This window comes from Rhodococcus sp. 05-2254-2 (assembly GCF_002259095.1).
Lineage (GTDB): Bacteria > Actinomycetota > Actinomycetes > Mycobacteriales > Mycobacteriaceae > Rhodococcoides.
The window spans coordinates 1-15,191 of the sequence record NZ_NOZJ01000021.1 but is presented as its reverse complement, the minus strand read 5'-3'; the positions used below and the strand labels follow the sequence as shown (position 1 = coordinate 15,191).

23 protein-coding genes, 1 tRNA gene and 2 pseudogenes are annotated in these 15,191 nt (G+C 63.5%); 25 read left to right on the top strand and 1 reads right to left on the bottom strand.

Annotated features, from left to right (window positions below):
* Positions 1–48 precede the first annotated feature (48 nt).
* A tRNA-Lys gene (locus CH283_RS22780) sits at positions 49–121 on the top strand.
* Positions 122–167: 46 nt separating this feature from the next.
* On the opposite strand, the pseudogene CH283_RS22775 reads toward CH283_RS22780, so the two are convergent.
* Positions 168–386 (bottom strand): annotated as a pseudogene (locus CH283_RS22775) (helix-turn-helix domain-containing protein); the annotation flags it as partial.
* Between the two features lie 109 nt (positions 387–495).
* On the opposite strand from CH283_RS22775, the gene CH283_RS22770 reads away from it, so the two are divergent.
* The 24 genes and pseudogenes from CH283_RS22770 to CH283_RS22660 form a co-directional block, all read left to right on the top strand.
* Complete coding sequence (locus tag CH283_RS22770) at positions 496–696, top strand: helix-turn-helix transcriptional regulator (protein WP_176460373.1); 201 nt, start codon at positions 496–498, stop codon at positions 694–696.
* Positions 693–860: a hypothetical protein gene (locus CH283_RS28445; protein WP_176460374.1), complete on the top strand. Its 168-nt coding sequence runs from the start codon at positions 693–695 to the stop codon at positions 858–860. The genes CH283_RS22770 and CH283_RS28445 overlap by 4 nt, the downstream gene beginning before the upstream one ends.
* On the top strand, positions 860–1,249 hold the full coding sequence (locus CH283_RS22765; RefSeq protein WP_094639362.1) for a hypothetical protein: 390 nt from the start codon (positions 860–862) through the stop codon (positions 1,247–1,249). The genes CH283_RS28445 and CH283_RS22765 overlap by 1 nt, the downstream gene beginning before the upstream one ends.
* Positions 1,246–1,494, top strand: coding sequence for a hypothetical protein (locus tag CH283_RS22760; protein ID WP_094639361.1), 249 nt, complete (start codon positions 1,246–1,248; stop codon positions 1,492–1,494). Before CH283_RS22765 ends, CH283_RS22760 begins: the two co-directional genes overlap by 4 nt.
* 793 nt (positions 1,495–2,287) lie before the next feature.
* Positions 2,288–2,719 carry a hypothetical protein gene (locus CH283_RS22750; RefSeq protein ID WP_094639359.1) on the top strand — a complete coding sequence of 144 codons (432 nt, stop codon included), beginning with the start codon at positions 2,288–2,290 and terminating at the stop codon, positions 2,717–2,719.
* Entirely contained in the window at positions 2,719–2,898 is a 180-nt protein-coding gene (locus CH283_RS22745) for a hypothetical protein (RefSeq protein WP_094639358.1), read from the top strand. The genes CH283_RS22750 and CH283_RS22745 overlap by 1 nt, the downstream gene beginning before the upstream one ends.
* Before the next feature lie 130 nt (positions 2,899–3,028).
* Positions 3,029–3,283: a WhiB family transcriptional regulator gene (locus tag CH283_RS29075; protein ID WP_094639357.1), complete on the top strand. Its 255-nt coding sequence runs from the start codon at positions 3,029–3,031 to the stop codon at positions 3,281–3,283.
* Positions 3,276–3,533: an HNH endonuclease gene (locus CH283_RS22735; RefSeq protein WP_094639356.1), complete on the top strand. Its 258-nt coding sequence runs from the start codon at positions 3,276–3,278 to the stop codon at positions 3,531–3,533. Before CH283_RS29075 ends, CH283_RS22735 begins: the two co-directional genes overlap by 8 nt.
* A 431-nt stretch (positions 3,534–3,964) precedes the next feature.
* Entirely contained in the window at positions 3,965–4,345 is a 381-nt protein-coding gene (locus CH283_RS22730) for a hypothetical protein (protein ID WP_141215307.1), read from the top strand.
* A complete protein-coding gene (locus CH283_RS22725; RefSeq protein ID WP_094639354.1) occupies positions 4,342–5,841 on the top strand; it encodes a terminase large subunit domain-containing protein in 1,500 nt (499 codons plus the stop codon). The genes CH283_RS22730 and CH283_RS22725 overlap by 4 nt, the downstream gene beginning before the upstream one ends.
* A gap of 47 nt (positions 5,842–5,888) precedes the next feature.
* On the top strand, positions 5,889–7,100 hold the full coding sequence (locus CH283_RS22720; protein ID WP_094639353.1) for a phage portal protein: 1,212 nt from the start codon (positions 5,889–5,891) through the stop codon (positions 7,098–7,100).
* A complete protein-coding gene (locus CH283_RS22715; RefSeq protein WP_094639352.1) occupies positions 7,097–7,498 on the top strand; it encodes a hypothetical protein in 402 nt (133 codons plus the stop codon). The genes CH283_RS22720 and CH283_RS22715 overlap by 4 nt, the downstream gene beginning before the upstream one ends.
* Complete coding sequence (locus CH283_RS22710) at positions 7,495–9,369, top strand: HK97 family phage prohead protease (protein ID WP_094639351.1); 1,875 nt, start codon at positions 7,495–7,497, stop codon at positions 9,367–9,369. Before CH283_RS22715 ends, CH283_RS22710 begins: the two co-directional genes overlap by 4 nt.
* Positions 9,369–9,710, top strand: a complete 342-nt coding sequence (locus tag CH283_RS22705; RefSeq protein ID WP_094639350.1) for a hypothetical protein — start codon at positions 9,369–9,371, stop codon at positions 9,708–9,710. Before CH283_RS22710 ends, CH283_RS22705 begins: the two co-directional genes overlap by 1 nt.
* Entirely contained in the window at positions 9,710–10,090 is a 381-nt protein-coding gene (locus CH283_RS22700) for a hypothetical protein (RefSeq protein ID WP_094639349.1), read from the top strand. Before CH283_RS22705 ends, CH283_RS22700 begins: the two co-directional genes overlap by 1 nt.
* A 5-nt stretch (positions 10,091–10,095) precedes the next feature.
* Positions 10,096–10,515, top strand: a complete 420-nt coding sequence (locus CH283_RS22695) for a hypothetical protein (RefSeq protein ID WP_094653735.1) — start codon at positions 10,096–10,098, stop codon at positions 10,513–10,515.
* A 3-nt stretch (positions 10,516–10,518) separates the two neighbouring features.
* Positions 10,519–10,920 (top strand): hypothetical protein, encoded by a 402-nt coding sequence (locus CH283_RS22690; protein WP_094639347.1) that lies wholly within the window; start codon positions 10,519–10,521, stop codon positions 10,918–10,920.
* Positions 10,917–11,201, top strand: a complete 285-nt coding sequence (locus CH283_RS22685; protein WP_094639346.1) for a hypothetical protein — start codon at positions 10,917–10,919, stop codon at positions 11,199–11,201. Before CH283_RS22690 ends, CH283_RS22685 begins: the two co-directional genes overlap by 4 nt.
* Before the next feature lie 130 nt (positions 11,202–11,331).
* Positions 11,332–12,063 carry a peptidoglycan-binding protein gene (locus CH283_RS29150; RefSeq protein WP_094639345.1) on the top strand — a complete coding sequence of 244 codons (732 nt, stop codon included), beginning with the start codon at positions 11,332–11,334 and terminating at the stop codon, positions 12,061–12,063.
* Complete coding sequence (locus tag CH283_RS28860) at positions 12,060–12,188, top strand: hypothetical protein (protein WP_255183309.1); 129 nt, start codon at positions 12,060–12,062, stop codon at positions 12,186–12,188. The genes CH283_RS29150 and CH283_RS28860 overlap by 4 nt, the downstream gene beginning before the upstream one ends.
* Entirely contained in the window at positions 12,185–12,550 is a 366-nt protein-coding gene (locus CH283_RS22675; protein ID WP_094639344.1) for a hypothetical protein, read from the top strand. The genes CH283_RS28860 and CH283_RS22675 overlap by 4 nt, the downstream gene beginning before the upstream one ends.
* Entirely contained in the window at positions 12,550–12,960 is a 411-nt protein-coding gene (locus tag CH283_RS22670; RefSeq protein WP_094639343.1) for a hypothetical protein, read from the top strand. Before CH283_RS22675 ends, CH283_RS22670 begins: the two co-directional genes overlap by 1 nt.
* A complete protein-coding gene (locus CH283_RS22665; protein WP_094639342.1) occupies positions 12,960–13,229 on the top strand; it encodes a hypothetical protein in 270 nt (89 codons plus the stop codon). The genes CH283_RS22670 and CH283_RS22665 overlap by 1 nt, the downstream gene beginning before the upstream one ends.
* Positions 13,222–15,191 (top strand): annotated as a pseudogene (locus CH283_RS22660) (hypothetical protein); the annotation flags it as partial. The gene CH283_RS22665 and the pseudogene CH283_RS22660, both read left to right, overlap by 8 nt.

The window sequence follows — 15,191 nt, the reverse complement described above, 5'->3', positions numbered from 1 at the left end:
GGGGTACTGCCCGTCGGCACCGCGCGGCCCATTACACTTTCGAGCCGCGCCCCTATAGCTCAGTTGGTAGAGCTACGGACTTTTAATCCGCAGGTCGTAGGTTCGAGTCCTACTGGGGGCACCGGAGGTGCTGGAGTCGGCGTTTCGCCGTCCTCCAGCCACGCATACGGCACACCTGTCCGCAGAGCCCACAGCCGCGTCGTCTGAATCGACGGAGCTACACGGCCGTTGATCCAATTCCCCACGGTCCCTCGGGTCACGCCGAGATAGTCGGCCATCTCCTGCACGGTGATATCTGTCACGCGCAGCGACTTACGGAAGCGATCGGCCTTATCGAAGGCCAGCTTCCCCACGATCGCGTTGTCCACTTCCGCTCCGTTACTCATGCACTAACTATTGCATTAAGGTCCGACAACCGCAATACGGAAACATTCCGTCGGTTGGTTCTTGATTGTCCAATGGACAATTGAATGCCACATGTGTAATTGTTCGTGCATGGACTCCGCAGACGATCTAATCGGCACCCCCGAGGCCGCGTCGATCCTTGGCGTATCTCGCGCCACCATGACCCGTTGGGTGCAGGCCGGCGAACTAGAGCCGGCAACCAAGCTCCCCGGTCTCACCGGCGCAGCGTTGTTCCACCGATCCGACATCGTGGCCAAGGCCGCACTGCGCAAGCGCGCGGTGAGCGCATGAGCGGCCGATACGTGACCCCCACCGAGCGCCCGCAGTGGCCCAGCGAGCAGCTGCGTGCGTTAGGCCGCAAGCTGTTCTTCTGGTGGCTGCTGCCGTCGTGTGGGTTCGCCTGCGTCCTGCTGGCGCTGCTGGCCGGCTATGTCCTCGCCGGCGGTCAGGGCTGATGGCGAACAGGTGGCTTGTCGCCTCGGCGGCGGCGCTAGACGCGGCTCGCGGCCTGGGGTTGACGCGAGCCGAAGCTGAGGGGCTGGCGAAGCTGGCTCTGTCAGTTGGTGACACCGATGGCGCGTCGCCCGAGCAGAAGCTCAGGGCGACGCGCCGTTTGGGCGTTCTGGACGACGATGGCCGGCGAACTGTGAGAAGCCACCCTGCCGATCCCGACGACCGGGCCGCGTTGCGCACGCTTGCGTTGACGGCCCACGAATGCCAGGTGCTCGCTGCTGCTGCCTACCGGCGCGCCGAGCTGGCGTACGTGGAGTCCGACACGATCACTCAGGCCCACGAACTCGATCGAGCGCACTACTGGCAGATCGCGGCTGGAGACAAGCCATGACCGAGCACGGCACGGTCTCGATGTACACCAACCGTTCGTGCCGCTGTGTCGAGTGCAGGGCGGCGAACGCTGCTGTCCAGGCTGCATTCCGCTCTGCTCGGCGTGCGGAGCGCATCGACGTGGATGGTGTGCTCGTTCACCCCACCGCCCGTCATGGCACCACCACGGCGTACAACGCGTACGGCTGCCGGTGCGATGCATGCAAGGCCGGCCACAACACCGCTCGATGGGCGGTGGCTCGATGATCGACCACGGAGACCGGCTGCACCGCGTCGTGTGCGACGTGTGCGAGCGCCCATTCAACCCGAAGCGAATCATTCCCGTACCGCACGTGTGCCGTGACTGCCGCGATGCGATGAACAGGCTTGCGTATCCCCCTCAGTTGGACGGTGATGCCGCTGCGCCATAAATCCCCATAAACGGCTGTACGTCGCTATCTGGTGAGTCCGACGTTAACCGACCGCTCTAGTCATGTGGACCCTTACGAAGCTCGGCAGAACTAGCTGCTGGGACCTGCCCGTACCTGATCAGTGCGACGTGGGTAATACCTGAAAGGCCTTGCGTCCCAGTGGACGTGAGGCTAGAGGCGTTGGCGCGGACAAACGGGGTTCGGAAATTTGGGAGGTGGCTTGGGAGGTCCCCAAGCAAGGCCCCAATTCCGTCTTCGGTTGGGTGACCCACCGCTATCGATAGGGAGGAGTTATAGGTGAGCAACATCGTTGTACGTCTCTACAGTTCGTCGCCGTCGATAGTGAAGGCAGTCGAATCCGTATGTGCGGAACATGACTTCGAGTTCGAGCACAGCACCGGCCCTCGCCCTGAGACGGCATCGTTCGTTGTATCGACCGCTGCTCACAACCGAGACGTGGTGATCCTCGCCAACAACTACACGTCACCGATTCGTCGGTGCGAACCGATCACTCTGCCCGAGGCCGGCCTGTATATGGCAGCGGCGGCTCGGTATTCACGCGGCCTGACTCTCGTTGGGTCCGATCACATTCGAGGCCCAGTGCCCGTACCTGAAGGGATGTTGTTCTGATGATGGACAAGGAGTTGGCGACGTTGCTCGATGCGACCTCGTTCCAAGTAGCGGATCTGGTGGGGCCGGCCATCGTGATCGAGGGAGCGGCGAATCATCTGCTCTCGCGGCTACCGGAGACGGACGATAACCGGTGGAATGTGACGCAGGCGCTCGGCTCGATCGTGGCGGCGCGCAAGTCGTTGGAGTCGGCCGCTGAATCGTTGCTGCACATAGTCGCCCAGGACGGTGCCGACATGCTCGCAGTCGAGGTCAACAGCGGCGAGATCGTAGAGAAGGAGCAGTGCCCGTCGCGGTATGCCGTCCCAGGCGATACGGAGATGGATCAGCCCACTCGGTGCCGGCGCGATGCCGGCCACTGGGGCATGCACGACGACCACGAGTACTTGTGGACCTCGCTCCGTGCGGTCAATCCGAAGGACCTGGTCTGATGGCGGGCCAGTTGGTGCCGCTCGATGGCCTGCCGGGTCGGTTCGCGTCGGTGTCGTATGACGCTGAGCGGAAGATGATCGTGGTCCAGGTCGATGACGCGGCCGGCAACGTGATGGGTTCGATGTCGTGGGGCTACACCGAGCCGGAGATCATCGAAGAGCCGGTGACCGAGCCATGACCGCGCAGTGCTTCACGTATTGGGTTCACGACGTAGACCCCACGGCTGGGTTGTTCGACTACGCGACCCACCGCTGCCTGCTTGCTGGCGACCACGACGGCCCGCACGAGTGCGAGTGTGGCGACCGGCGATGAGTCGTTGTCGAGGGCGTGCTGCTGAGTACGAGTATGCGAATGTGCCTGGCGGGCAGTGGCGTACGAAGCGTGAGGCTGCTGAGCAGCTGTGTGCGGGTTGCCCTGTCATGGCTCAGTGCGCGCATATCGCGCTCAAGCATCACGCTCTCGGCATGGTGTGGGCCGGCGTGCCGATACCGCCCGAGCATGACTCTCCGCACGTAGTGAAGGCACGGATGGAACTGATCGAGAGGGCGCTGCATCATGGCTGACGAACGTAGGCCGGATATACCGAAGGACATGGCCGCTCGTGTCCGATCGAGGGCCGGCTACGTGTGCCAGAAGTGTGGCAGTGACGACCGATGCGAGATCGACCATATCGTTCCGTGGGTGATAGTCCGCTGCCACGAGGAGGACAACCTGATGCTGCTGTGCTTCGGCTGCAACAGGCGCAAGGGCGACAAGGTGGAGGCCGGCCGCAAGACGTGGTTCCACCCAGAGTTCTTCGGTGCAGTCTCGTGACTGAGTGTGTACGTACGAACACCGTGTCGGTGTGGTGCTACGAGTGCCATCAGTTCTATTCGGTGGTGGTGTGTGAAGTGATGGAGCCCAAGCATCGTGTTCATCGCACCCGAGACTATGAGCGTGGTGCAGTGGCGCATGCAGCTGTGTGTGTGCCCTCGATGCTGCTGCCTAGTGGTGAGCTACCCACGCCACGTAAGCCATGCCTATGCATCAAGGGCTTGCGATGCAAGCATGACAACGATGCATCAGATCATGCATGATGCTGGATATTCATTCATGCATAACTATCCACTACCATGCATGAAACGGGTGGATGGCTGGGTGTCGCAGGCCCCTTGGCTTTTGCCAAGGGGACAGTCGACACCGAGGGGCTTCCCGAATTTGCACCCCCGAGGCTGCTGGAGGTCGAGTACCGCGATGTGGGATGAATGGCGAGTGCATATTCATGCATCGACCGGCGGATGGTTCGCCGGATATTCATGCATGATCCGTTCGATGGTAGAGAGGTGGTGGTCCCGGTGGCGATCGTGCTGAACGAGACATATGAAGAGTCGGTCACAACGTTCCTGTCTGCGAACGAGTGGGTGGATGATTCGGAAGCGCCGCTGGTCACGTCTCTGATCCATGTGGCTCGGTCGCTGGACGTGAAAACTGCTAAGGGGCAGGCACTCCCGGCCGGGCTGACGATGGAGTTCCGGATGCTGTTCGTGGAGTTGCGCAAGCTTAAACCAGCGGACCCGGCCGGCGCTGAGAAAGCCGACGCGTTCGATGCCGGACTCGCGAAGATCCTCGGGTTCGACACGCCATGACCGCGCCGGCGATGGTCGACGCACCGCCGGTTTGGATGCCCTCCAGGTACACGCAGCCGATCGAGAACCCCGACTACAGCGAGGGGGACATGCTGATCCGTCTCGCTGAGGCGGTGTTCGTGTTCGAGCAGTCCGACGAGTTCGGCCTGGACGCCTGGCAGAAGTGGCTCATTCGCGAGGTGCTGCAGAAGTACCCGGCCGACTACGAGAACCCTGCGCTGGCCGGCAAGCTCGTGTACCAGCAGGTCGTCATCAGCATGGGTCGGCAGAACGGTAAGACCGTGCTCGGCGCGGTGTTCGCGCTGTACGGGCTGATTCTGATGGTGCGGCGTGCCCCCGACGTGATCTCTCTCGCGTCGACCGTCGAGCAGGCGAAGAACCTGTATCGCAAGACGCGGTACTGCGTGGACAATGTCCCGCTGCTCGAATCCCGGTTCAAGACCACCGACCGGTCCGGTATCACCAGCAAGAATCCTCGCAAACCAGCGAACTACGTCGTCAAGGCTGCCGGGGATGGCAAAGGGCTACAGGGCTTTTCGGGCAATCTGATGCTGCTGGACGAGCTGCACATCCTCAAACCCGGCGCATGGAACGCACTCGTGCTCGGTGCATCGGCGCAGCCGAAGGCGCTCGTGCTCGGCCTGACCACCTCCGGTGACGACAATTCCGAGCTGCTGAAACTGCTCTACGCCACGGGTGAGGCTGCCGTCGCGAAGGCCGAGGATCACAACCCGAGATTCGGGTTCTTTTTCTGGGTGGCCGACCCCGAGCTGCCGCTGTATTCGCCTGAGGCACTGATCCAAGCGAACCCCGCCATTGCGTCCGGTCGCATCGACCTGGAGTCGGAACTGCGCAACGGAAAAGGCATGCAGGAGAGTGAGTATCGGCGCTACCGGCGAAACGAGATGGTGTCGGTCGAAAACATTTGGATGCCGATGCCGGTGTTCAACGCGACGAAACACGGGCCGATTCCCGACGCAGCTCGGCGGCAACCGCTGATCATTTCGTTCGCTCGGTCCCGTCGATCGTGGGACTACGTGTCGATATGCGCGTCGGTGAAGTATCAGGACGTGGTGTATACGCAGCTCATCGGCACCATCACGTTCGGCAATACCGAGCTGCTGGAGCGGAAGCTGATCGAGCTGTCCCGAGCCGTCTCGGTGGAGAAGTTCGTCACCGATGCCGAGACCATGCGTCAGACCGTTCTCGCCCTCGGCCAGCAGCACCACCTGCCGGCCGAGTACATGACCCGAGGCAACATCGCGAACGCCACCGCGACGGTGCATTCGATGATCAAGGACGGCCGACTCAAGCACGCCGGCGACCCCGAGATCGAGCAGCAGATCCCTCGCACGGTCACCGTCTCGGCCGGCCAGGGCGTCGTGATCGACATGAACAAATCGCTGGGCGATATCGACGCGGTGTACGCGATGGTGATGGGCGCGTTCATGGCCGAGCAGCAGCAGCCGATGAGTGTCCCCATCAGCATCTTTTGAAAACCTCCGCAGGAGAATGACACGGTTGGGATTAGCGTTCCCGAGCAATGAACGCAATCGGCAGGTACTTCGGATTCGGACGCGACGTGGAGACACGCGGCGGCTCGGTCGACTCAGCGGGCGGCGACTCACCGTTACCCGCTGTAATGCCGCCTGCCCGTGAGGGATTCGGCGTCGTATCGTGGCGTGAGGCGATGAAGGTGAGCGCCTACTCGCGGTCGAAGGACGAGATTACGACCATGCTCACGTCGATGGCCGCGAACGTTCGCGAGGGGCGTACCGGCCCGCTGCTCGATCCCGCCGGTTACAACTTCCCGTCGATCGTGTTGCGGCCCAACCTCGATATGGACTACGAGGAGTTCGTGGAGGTCTCGGTCAGCGACCTGATCGACCACGGCGAATACATCTGGCGCAAGGTCGGAACGTCGCAGGTGGTCAACCTGATTCCGATCTCGCCCGAAGAGATGACCATCACCCGTGAACGCCAGCCCGATGGCACGTGGGGCCGAACTCGGTACGCGCACATGGGCAAGGACATTCCGCGTTCGCAGATCATCCATAAAAAGCACACCGCGGTCACCAACGAGGCACGCGGCACCGGCCCACTTCATCACGCACAGAACGACATTCGGGCCGCGCTGATCCTTGCCGAGTTTCAGCGGGATTGGTTCAAAGGCGGTGTGCCGTCGTCCACGCTCTCCACCGACCAGCATCTCAGCGCGACGGAGACCGACGAGATACAGAAGCGGTGGAACAAATGGGTGTCCTCCCACAACGGACAGACCGTGATCCTGTCTGCCGGCGTGAAGCTCGAACCGATCCACCTCAAGCCCGCCGAAGCGCAGATGCTCGAGGTGCAGGACGCGATCGACCGCAAGATCGTCCGCACGATGGGCACGCCGGCGTTCGACCTGATGGTCCCCGGCGGCACCGAGTCGCGCACCTATCAGAACCTCGAACAGTCCACCCTCCAGTTCCTCACCACCACCCTTGCCCGGTACATGAACGCAATCGAGCGTGGCCTGTCCGAGGCGCTGCTGCCCGGCCTACGCGTCGAGCTGGACGAGACCGGGCTGCTGCGCATGGACAGCAAAACCAAGGCCGAGGTCGACACCGCCAACATCGCCAACGGCACCCGCACCACCGACGAGCTACGCGCCCGCGACGGACTCAAGCCACTCCCGAAAGCCGAGACGCCGGCCGCGCCGAAGAAGGTCGCATCCGAGCGCGTCGACCAGCCCAAGGAGATCGGCGCATGATCCACGTCGTCACCGGGCCACCGTGCGCCGGCAAGTCCACGTTCGTCGCAGAGAACGCGGCCGAAGGCGACGCCATTGTCGACTTCGACCGTCTGGCAAAGGCATTCGGATCGCCGGCTCACCATGACACACCCGGTGCCCTACGCCGGGTAGTCGCTGCCGCCCGGCACGCAGCCATCTCACAGATCCTCATGGGCCGCGTCGACAACGCGTGGATCATCGACACCGATCCCCGCCCGTCCGCGCTCGCGGACTATCGCCGCGCCGGCGCGAAGTTCCACATCATCGACCCCGGCCTTGCCGCCTGCCTCGAACGCGCCGTCAGCGACGAGCGCCCCAAATGGACACCCGACCAGATCCGACGCTGGTACCGACTGAACAAGAGGATCGCCCGATGAGCCAACACCCCGCCACCGCGCACCTGCTCGACCTGTTCGAGTACAAGCACCTACCCGAGCACTTGCAGGACGTGAGCCGTCCACTGAACACGGTCGCGCACTCAATGGCCGCCAACCTCGGGTCCGGTCCGGAACTGACGACCGGCCTGCGGAAGCTATTGGAGGCGAAGGACTGTTTCGTGCGTCAGGCCGTCATCGACGCCCACGCGATCGAGACTCGATCCGCTCCGGCGAGTACGGATGTCGAGATCCGAACATCGGCGATCGGCGTCGTGGACGAGCAGGCCCGCATCATTTCCGGCATCGCTGTTCCGTTCAACCAGCCGACCGAGATCCGCACCACCGCCGGCACCTACCGCGAGTCGTTCGTGCGCGGCGCAGTGGACGACAACGCTCCCGCATCGGTCCACGCAAACCACGGCTGGCAGACACGCGGAGACCTCCCGGTCGGCACCGTCGTCAAGTCGCAGAACCGCGACGACGGCCTGTACGTCGAGTGCCGCATCGCCAATACCGCTCGCGGTGACGAGGTGCTCGAACTCGCCCGTGACGGTGTCCTGAAGTACTTCTCGATTGGGTTCGTGCCCGGCACCCACGAGACGCGTGACGGCGTGGTCGTCCGCACCAAAGTGGCACTGCGTGAGGTGTCCATCGTAGAAACCCCCGCCTACCGTGGCGCGGTCATCGAAAGCGTGAGAAGCGCTGCAACAGAACAGGAAACGGACATGACCCCCGAAGAGATCCAGGCACTCGTAGACGCCGGCATTAAGGGTGCGCCCGAGGTGGTGGCCATGCGCACCGAGCGCGAGACCCTGCTGCGCCGCATCGCTGTGCTGGAGGACGGCAACACCGGCGGCGGCTCTCAGACCCGCTCGTTCAAGTACCAGACCGCCGGCGCGTTCCTGAAGGCATTTGCCAAGGGCGAGGCCGACGCGCTCGAGGAGTTCCGCGCCGGCATCGAGTCGGTCGAGACTCGCGCCTACGAGGGGCAGACCCTCGCTGACACGGCGATGCAGCCGGCATGGATGGCGAAGTCCCTCAAGCTGATGGACGAGCGTCGGCCACTCAAGGGTCTGTTCACGCAGGAACCGCTGCCGAGCAAGGGTATGACCATCGAATACCCGGTGGTCACCAGCGAGACCGGCGACGTCGAGGAACAGCTCGAAGAGGGCGACGACCTCGCGTACACCGAGATCAAGATCGGCACCCGCAACGCAGCGGTGAAGACGTTCGGCGCGTATACCTCGCTCTCCCGTCAGGTCATCGAGCGCGCCACCGTCGACCACCTCGGCGCGGCGCTGAAGTACCAGACGATCTCGTACGCACGGAACACCGAGCGTCAGGTGCGCGCATTCTTCAACGCACTCAGCGCGACCGTGCCCGGTGAGAATCAGGTCCAGGGCCTCGACGCCGGCGTCGGAATCCCCGACTCGGCACCGCTGATCAACGACCTGGTGATCGACGCCAAGGCGATGATCGAGGACAACACCCCCGGCGGTGCACTGGCCGACTTCACCGTCATCAGCCGTGACGTGTTCAAGGTCATCGCCGCGATCGTGGACTCCACCGGCCGGCCCCTGTTCGACATCAACAACGACGGACAGAACACGTTCGGTACCCTCAACATCCGCTCGCAGGAACTTGGCGGTGTCTCGGCCGGCCTCCCGTTCGTGGTCGTTCCCCGTATCGCACCGAACACGTTCGCGGTCTGCTCCAGCTCCGCGATCACCACGCAGGAGTCCCCCGGTGCGCCGTTCACGCTCCAGGACGAGAACATCGTCAACCTGACGAAGGACTTCTCCGTCTACGGCTACCAGACGATCTACAGCGAAGAGCCCAAGGGCATCGTCAAGCTGCGCTGGACCGTCTAATGACCGCTCCAGCAACGCCTCCCGAGGACGCGGTGCCGTCGCTGGAGGAGTTCGCCAGTTTCGTCGGCGCGGAGAACGACGACACAAAGACCGTCGCGCTGACACGGGACCTTGCAGCGGCCGTCGAGCTACTGAACGACTTCTGCAAGGACCCGTACAAACCGATCCCGCCGGCCACCATGCGCCGCTGGTATCTGAAAGTGGGGGCCGAGATGTTCGACGAGAACAACGGACCGAGCCAGTACACCGACCGGTTCGAGAACGTCGTCACCGCTCGATCGTCAAGGGACCCAATGAATGTGGTCATCCGTGAGGTGCGTCGATACGTGAGCTTCATCTGATGAACATCACCACGACGCAAGCCACAATCATCGACACCCTGCGCGATCAGGGCCTCAATGTGCAGGGCTGGGAGAAGCCGAACGTGGTGCCTCCAGCTGTGGTGGTCTGCCCTGCTGTCCCGTCGATCGAGACCAACGTGCCCGGTGTGACCCACGGCAAACCCTTTATGTCGCACTGGCTCATCCAGATCGTCGCCGGCAAAGGCACTGAGAACACCGTGCGCGACTCCCTGAACGACATGACGGCGCGTGCTCTGCTCGCCCTACGCCCGTACATGACCGACATCGAGGTCGAGACCCCGAAGTTCACACAGGGCGACCCGAAGTACCTCGGCGCTGAAATCGCAGCGTCGATCGCTATCGATATGAAGGAAGAGTGACCGCAATGGCTCCGTTCAAAGGCACCAAAGGCAAGGATCTCTCGATCCTGATCGATGAGACCGAGTACAACACCGACATCAAGGGCTTCCGCGTCGAGCCCGACGACGGCGACGACGCAGCGTTCGTCACCTTTGCTCGACTGGCTACTGGCGACACCAAGACCTGGTACCTGCGCGGTACCGCATTCCAGGACTTCCAGACGACCTCGTTCTGGACGTTCGTGTGGGACCACGCCGGCGAAGAGGTCGAGTTCGTCGCCCGCCCGTACGGCAACCTGGTGCCCACCGAGGACCAGCCGCACTTCAAAGGCGTGGCCACGATCGCCTCGAAGCCCGGCTTCGGTGGCGACGCCGACGAAGAGTTCGAGTTCGAGGTCGAGTGGGAGTGCACCGGCGTGCCCGAGAAGATCACGACCGCTGCGTAACTCATGGCCACCATGAAGATCCAGCTGTCGATCGAGGGCAAACGCCCTCTGCTCGAGAAGCTGACGGTCTTCTACAAGACGGTTCGACAGCTCAAGCCGGCGTTCGACCAGATCGCAGCGAGGACGTTCACCATCGCGAACGTCCTCGCCCCGGTCTACTCCGGCCGCACAAAGAAGTCGATCCGCGCCAAAGGCTCGAACATGCGGGCCTACGCGAAAGCCGGTGGCGCTAGCCGGAAGTCGCACGGTGGCGGCATCTACGTCGCGATGAACCACGCCGGCACACGCTGGGATCCGCAAGCGCCCTACCCCTTCATGTTCATCACCCTAGAACGAGTCACCCCCTTCGCGGTGCTACGTGTACGCCGCGAGGTCATCCAACGAAAGAGAGACGCAGGACTATGAGCACCACAGGATTCCAGGACAAGTTGCAGGGACTCACCGGACGCGCACTCAAGCGAGTGCAGTCCCTCACCGGTGCAGAGGTCTCCGAGAGCGACAACATTCAGCTCATCTTCGCGGTCGCCTACGTCGCAGCACTGCACCCCGAGCAGATCAAGAACTGGTCGAAGGCCGAGCAGGCCGGCTGGGACGAGTATCTCGACAACACCAGCTATGCCGCAGCGCGCGTGGCTGCCGGTGTGGTCGAGGAGGATTCGGACCCAAAAGACGCGCCCGCAAACTAGCGAAGCGGCAGGCAAAGCGACTGGCCGAGTTCTGCATGCTGACCGGCCAGTCGCCCACAGTGTTCGAGGAGCTGACCCTGCTCGAACGAAACGCATTCATCGAGCGCGCCAACAAACGAGCGAAGAGGAAATGATGGTCACCACCGAGAACGGATGGGCCTCGATCCCACCGAGCAAGGTCGTACGACGTGGCATCACCGGAACGAACATCGTGCTCCCCCTGCACCCGCACGACGCCGGGTTCGTGCTCATCAGCTTCGCGGCAATGTACAACCGCGACATCGAGCCGCTGACCGGTGGCGCATCCGATGAAGGCGGCTACACCGAGACCAACTCGGTGTACACCTCGAATCACAAGTCCGGCACAGCAATCGACCTGAACTGGAACCGCTACCCATTCCGGCGCTACACCATGCCTGCCGATCGAGTGCGCCGCGTGAAGCAACTCCAGGCAGGATTCCGCGGCTTGATCGACTGGGGCCGTGACTGCTGGGGCGGCAACCCGGTGGACGAGATGCACTACCAGGTCGCCAAGGGCAAACCGATGGACGCCTACGTCGAGTTCGCGAACGAGCTGCGCGCCGGCAAGTTCGCCCTCTACGGCGCAACCGCTCCGACCCTCGATCCGGTCGTGGTCCCGAACCCCGGCGTCGGCGGTCTGCTCATGCGTGGCTCGACAGGCAACGCAGTGCGCACCCTCCAGGAACGGCTGAACCGGGACTACCCCCGGTACTCCCGACTGGCAGTCGACGGCGACTTCGGGCCTGCAACCGAGGCAGTGGTGCGCGAGTTCCAACAGCGCGCCGGACTGCTCGTGGACGGCATCGCGGGGCCGGCAACTCTCAAGGCTCTCGGACTGTGAGGGCGCTCCATACCCTCGCCACTGCGGTGGTGATCGGCGTCGTCGCCGGCACCACCGCAGTGGCGAGCTACCTGCTCCGCACCGAACTGCCCACCGAGGCACAGCTCATGGAAGAGAAGTCATGACCGCACCGCAAGGCCCCCTCGATCTCGTGCGGAACGAGATCATGCGCCGGCTCGGACCGATGATCGATGCCAAGTTCGAGGAGCTGACGCCGAAGCTGCTCAAGGCCGTCAACGACGACCTGCCGCTGTCCTCGGTACCCGAGGACCCCGTCGTGCCCGCAAAGACCGCAGCGGCCCGCACAGCCATACAGGCAGGCATCGCACTGCCACTGTCGGCAGTGCTGGCGTACGCGGCCGAGACCATCGGAGGCGACGACTTCGAGCTGTTCGACCTCACCGACTGGAAAGGGCTCGGCAGCGGCGCAGTGGTGGCCGGCATCATGGCCGTCCTCGCCTTCGGCGCACGCAAGATCGGCCGCTGATGAACGAACGCGCCGTCCTCGCAGCAACCAGACTGCTGTCGATGTTGCTCGGACTCGGTGCGATCGCAGTCGGCTACCTCTACGCCGGCCCCGAGTCACTGGTTCGCCGGCCACTGCCCGCCGGACAGGAAACACTCGTGGTGCTGATCGAATCTGCATTCCCTGTGTGGCCGTTCCTGTTCGGCATCAGCGGGACCGTGCTCATTCTGTGCGCCTACCTCCAACGCCACATCCTCTACGCCCACGGACTGGTGGTCTTCGCATGGTCGTTCTGGGGATTCTGTCTGATCATCGCGCCGCTGCGCAGTGTCCCACCCACACCGATCATCGTCGGCGTCATCGCCTTCGCGTGCTGCGTCGCGGCCAACATCGGCACTATGCGCCTCTGGGCGGCACTCGGAGTGAAGTAATGGATGTCGTCTCGATCGTCGTAGCCGCAATCGGCGCACTCGCCACCGCAGTCGCGACGGTCGTATCCGTCAAGGGACGGATTCAGACCGAAAACGTTGTCGCACTTGTGAAGTCGAACAAAAGTCTCAACAGTCAAGTTGCTCGACTGGACGAGTGGAAGATCGCCGGCCGGTACTACATCGCACGACTGCGAGGGCAACTGGCAGACAATGGGATCGAGGCATTGCCCCTTCCCGCCGAACTACGGGAGGACTTGAGCGGTGAGTAATTCCGTCGATATCTACATCAACGGTCACGAGCGTGATCTGCTCCAGGCGATCGAGCGCACCAAGGCCGCAATAGCATCGCTCCGTGACTCGAAAGCCACCGTCACCGTCGACGTGGACGACGCCGCACTGAACGTACTCAAGGCGAAACTCGCCGCCCTGCGCGACGGTGACGTGACCGTAGACGTGAACGTCAACGACGCGAAGCTCGCAGCGCTCCGAGCGAAAATGGATGCGCTCCGAAACACCCGCGTCAAGGTCACGGTCGACGTCGACCGTACCGAGCTGAACATCCTCCGCGCCGAACTCGCCGGCCTCCGTGACCGTTCCATCAACGTCGACATCGACTCCGACCTCGCAGGGTTCCGCGCCGCCCTCGCCGCGTCCACCCTCGGCAACGCCAACGCGCGTATCAACCTCGATCTAGACACCGGCACCGCCGCAGCCGAACTCACAGCATTCCTCGCCGCCGTGCCCCGATCGGTGACCATCAACCTCGACGTCGATACTGCCGGTGCCGCAGCGGAACTCGCAGCGTTCCGTGTCGCGATGCTGGCACTGAACAATGACTCGATCCGTCTCGGTGCCAGCACCGGCGGCAACGCAGCGGCCGGCATCGCACGTATGGGTGCGTCGGCAGGGTCGTCGCTGCCCCTGATCGGTGCCCTCGCACTCGCCGTCGCGCCGATCGCCTCCGGTGCTGTCGGGGTCGGCATCCTCGGCACCGCTGCCGCTCTCGGCGCGGTGACCGCTGCCGCCGGTGGTATGTCCGTCGCGTTCGGTCTCGGCGTGGCCGCGCTGCCCATCGCCGCAGCCGCCGCCTCTCAGGAGGTCAAGGACTCCTTCTCCTTCATGAAGGACGACGTGGTCTCCACGATGAAGGAGATCGCACAACCGGTCGAGCAGCCACTGATCGACCTCGCGACATCGGTCGGTGCCGCGTTCCACTCGATCCGCCCGAGCCTCGATGTGGTGACCGCCGGCGCAGCCCGACTCGTGACCGAGCTGTCCGGCAAGATGCCGGCCATCGCCAACGAGGTCGGCCCCGCCCTGGAAAAGATGTTCGCCGGCGCAGAGCCGCACATCAAGAATCTGATCGGCAACATCCCCGAGTACGTGCGAGCGTTCGGTGACTTCGCCGGCAAGCTCGGAGATCCCGCCATAGTCGAGGGCGCGCAGCGAGTCTTCGGTGCTATCCCCGGCATCATCGACGGCGCGGGAGACGCGCTGGTCGGTGCCGGCGAAGCCTTCAACGGCCTCATGGGTTGGCTCGATGAAGGCAACCTCTCCGGGTTCACTGACGGCATCGGCAAGCTGTTTGAGAACCTGGGGAACACCGATTGGTCCGGTGTCACAGCAGGATTGGCCGAAGCGGGCAACGCATTCGGTGACTTCATGGCGAACATCGACACCCAGAATCTCGCCACGAACATCGAGGGTTTGACGCAGTTCACAGCCGATCTGACATCTGCTGCTGACAAGGTTGTCTCCGAGTATCAGCGCATGGACGAAGCGTTCCGACAGTCCAACGAGGATGCCGGCGGTGGCCCCATTGAATGGGGCGCAAAGATCGCAGACGGGCTGCGTAGCTCACTGCTCGACAGCCTCGGAAGTTTCAGCACCAGTGGACTGTTCGACACACTGTTCCCCCCTGGGGACGCCCCCGTCATCCCCGCCCCCGAGGTGACCCCGCCGGACACGTCGGCCATCAACGACCCGTTCGCGAACCTGCCGCCGGCTGTCCTGCCGGCTCCCGAGATGACTCCCCCGGACACGTCGGTAATCGCCGGCGCGTTCGAGAACATCGCACCAGGTGTCATCCCGGCTCCCGAGGTGACTCCCCCGGACACGTCGGTAATCGCCGGCGCATTCGAGAACCTCGCACCGCCGACGATCGAGGCCCCAGTGGTGCCGGCCCCCGAGGTGACTCCGGCCGCGCCGATCCCCGCCCCCGAGGTCACGCC

Bases quoted from the DNA above. Each gene is read 5' to 3' on its own strand.
- CH283_RS22770 (WP_176460373.1), top strand. From the start codon at position 496: ATGGACTCCGCAGACGATCTAATCGGCACCCCCGAGGCCGCGTCGATC.
- CH283_RS28445 (WP_176460374.1), top strand. From the start codon at position 693: ATGAGCGGCCGATACGTGACCCCCACCGAGCGCCCGCAGTGGCCCAGC.
- CH283_RS22720 (WP_094639353.1), top strand. From the start codon at position 5,889: ATGAACGCAATCGGCAGGTACTTCGGATTCGGACGCGACGTGGAGACA.
- CH283_RS22760 (WP_094639361.1), top strand. From the start codon at position 1,246: ATGACCGAGCACGGCACGGTCTCGATGTACACCAACCGTTCGTGCCGC.
- CH283_RS22685 (WP_094639346.1), top strand. From the start codon at position 10,917: ATGAGCACCACAGGATTCCAGGACAAGTTGCAGGGACTCACCGGACGC.
- CH283_RS22665 (WP_094639342.1), top strand. From the start codon at position 12,960: ATGGATGTCGTCTCGATCGTCGTAGCCGCAATCGGCGCACTCGCCACC.
- CH283_RS29150 (WP_094639345.1), top strand. From the start codon at position 11,332: ATGATGGTCACCACCGAGAACGGATGGGCCTCGATCCCACCGAGCAAG.
- CH283_RS22710 (WP_094639351.1), top strand. From the start codon at position 7,495: ATGAGCCAACACCCCGCCACCGCGCACCTGCTCGACCTGTTCGAGTAC.
- CH283_RS22675 (WP_094639344.1), top strand. From the start codon at position 12,185: ATGACCGCACCGCAAGGCCCCCTCGATCTCGTGCGGAACGAGATCATG.
- CH283_RS22745 (WP_094639358.1), top strand. From the start codon at position 2,719: ATGGCGGGCCAGTTGGTGCCGCTCGATGGCCTGCCGGGTCGGTTCGCG.
- CH283_RS22730 (WP_141215307.1), top strand. From the start codon at position 3,965: ATGGCGAGTGCATATTCATGCATCGACCGGCGGATGGTTCGCCGGATA.
- CH283_RS22750 (WP_094639359.1), top strand. From the start codon at position 2,288: ATGATGGACAAGGAGTTGGCGACGTTGCTCGATGCGACCTCGTTCCAA.
- CH283_RS22700 (WP_094639349.1), top strand. From the start codon at position 9,710: ATGAACATCACCACGACGCAAGCCACAATCATCGACACCCTGCGCGAT.
- CH283_RS22670 (WP_094639343.1), top strand. From the start codon at position 12,550: ATGAACGAACGCGCCGTCCTCGCAGCAACCAGACTGCTGTCGATGTTG.
- CH283_RS29075 (WP_094639357.1), top strand. From the start codon at position 3,029: ATGAGTCGTTGTCGAGGGCGTGCTGCTGAGTACGAGTATGCGAATGTG.
- CH283_RS22705 (WP_094639350.1), top strand. From the start codon at position 9,369: ATGACCGCTCCAGCAACGCCTCCCGAGGACGCGGTGCCGTCGCTGGAG.
- CH283_RS22715 (WP_094639352.1), top strand. From the start codon at position 7,097: ATGATCCACGTCGTCACCGGGCCACCGTGCGCCGGCAAGTCCACGTTC.
- CH283_RS22765 (WP_094639362.1), top strand. From the start codon at position 860: ATGGCGAACAGGTGGCTTGTCGCCTCGGCGGCGGCGCTAGACGCGGCT.
- CH283_RS22695 (WP_094653735.1), top strand. From the start codon at position 10,096: ATGGCTCCGTTCAAAGGCACCAAAGGCAAGGATCTCTCGATCCTGATC.
- CH283_RS22735 (WP_094639356.1), top strand. From the start codon at position 3,276: ATGGCTGACGAACGTAGGCCGGATATACCGAAGGACATGGCCGCTCGT.
- CH283_RS22690 (WP_094639347.1), top strand. From the start codon at position 10,519: ATGGCCACCATGAAGATCCAGCTGTCGATCGAGGGCAAACGCCCTCTG.
- CH283_RS22725 (WP_094639354.1), top strand. From the start codon at position 4,342: ATGACCGCGCCGGCGATGGTCGACGCACCGCCGGTTTGGATGCCCTCC.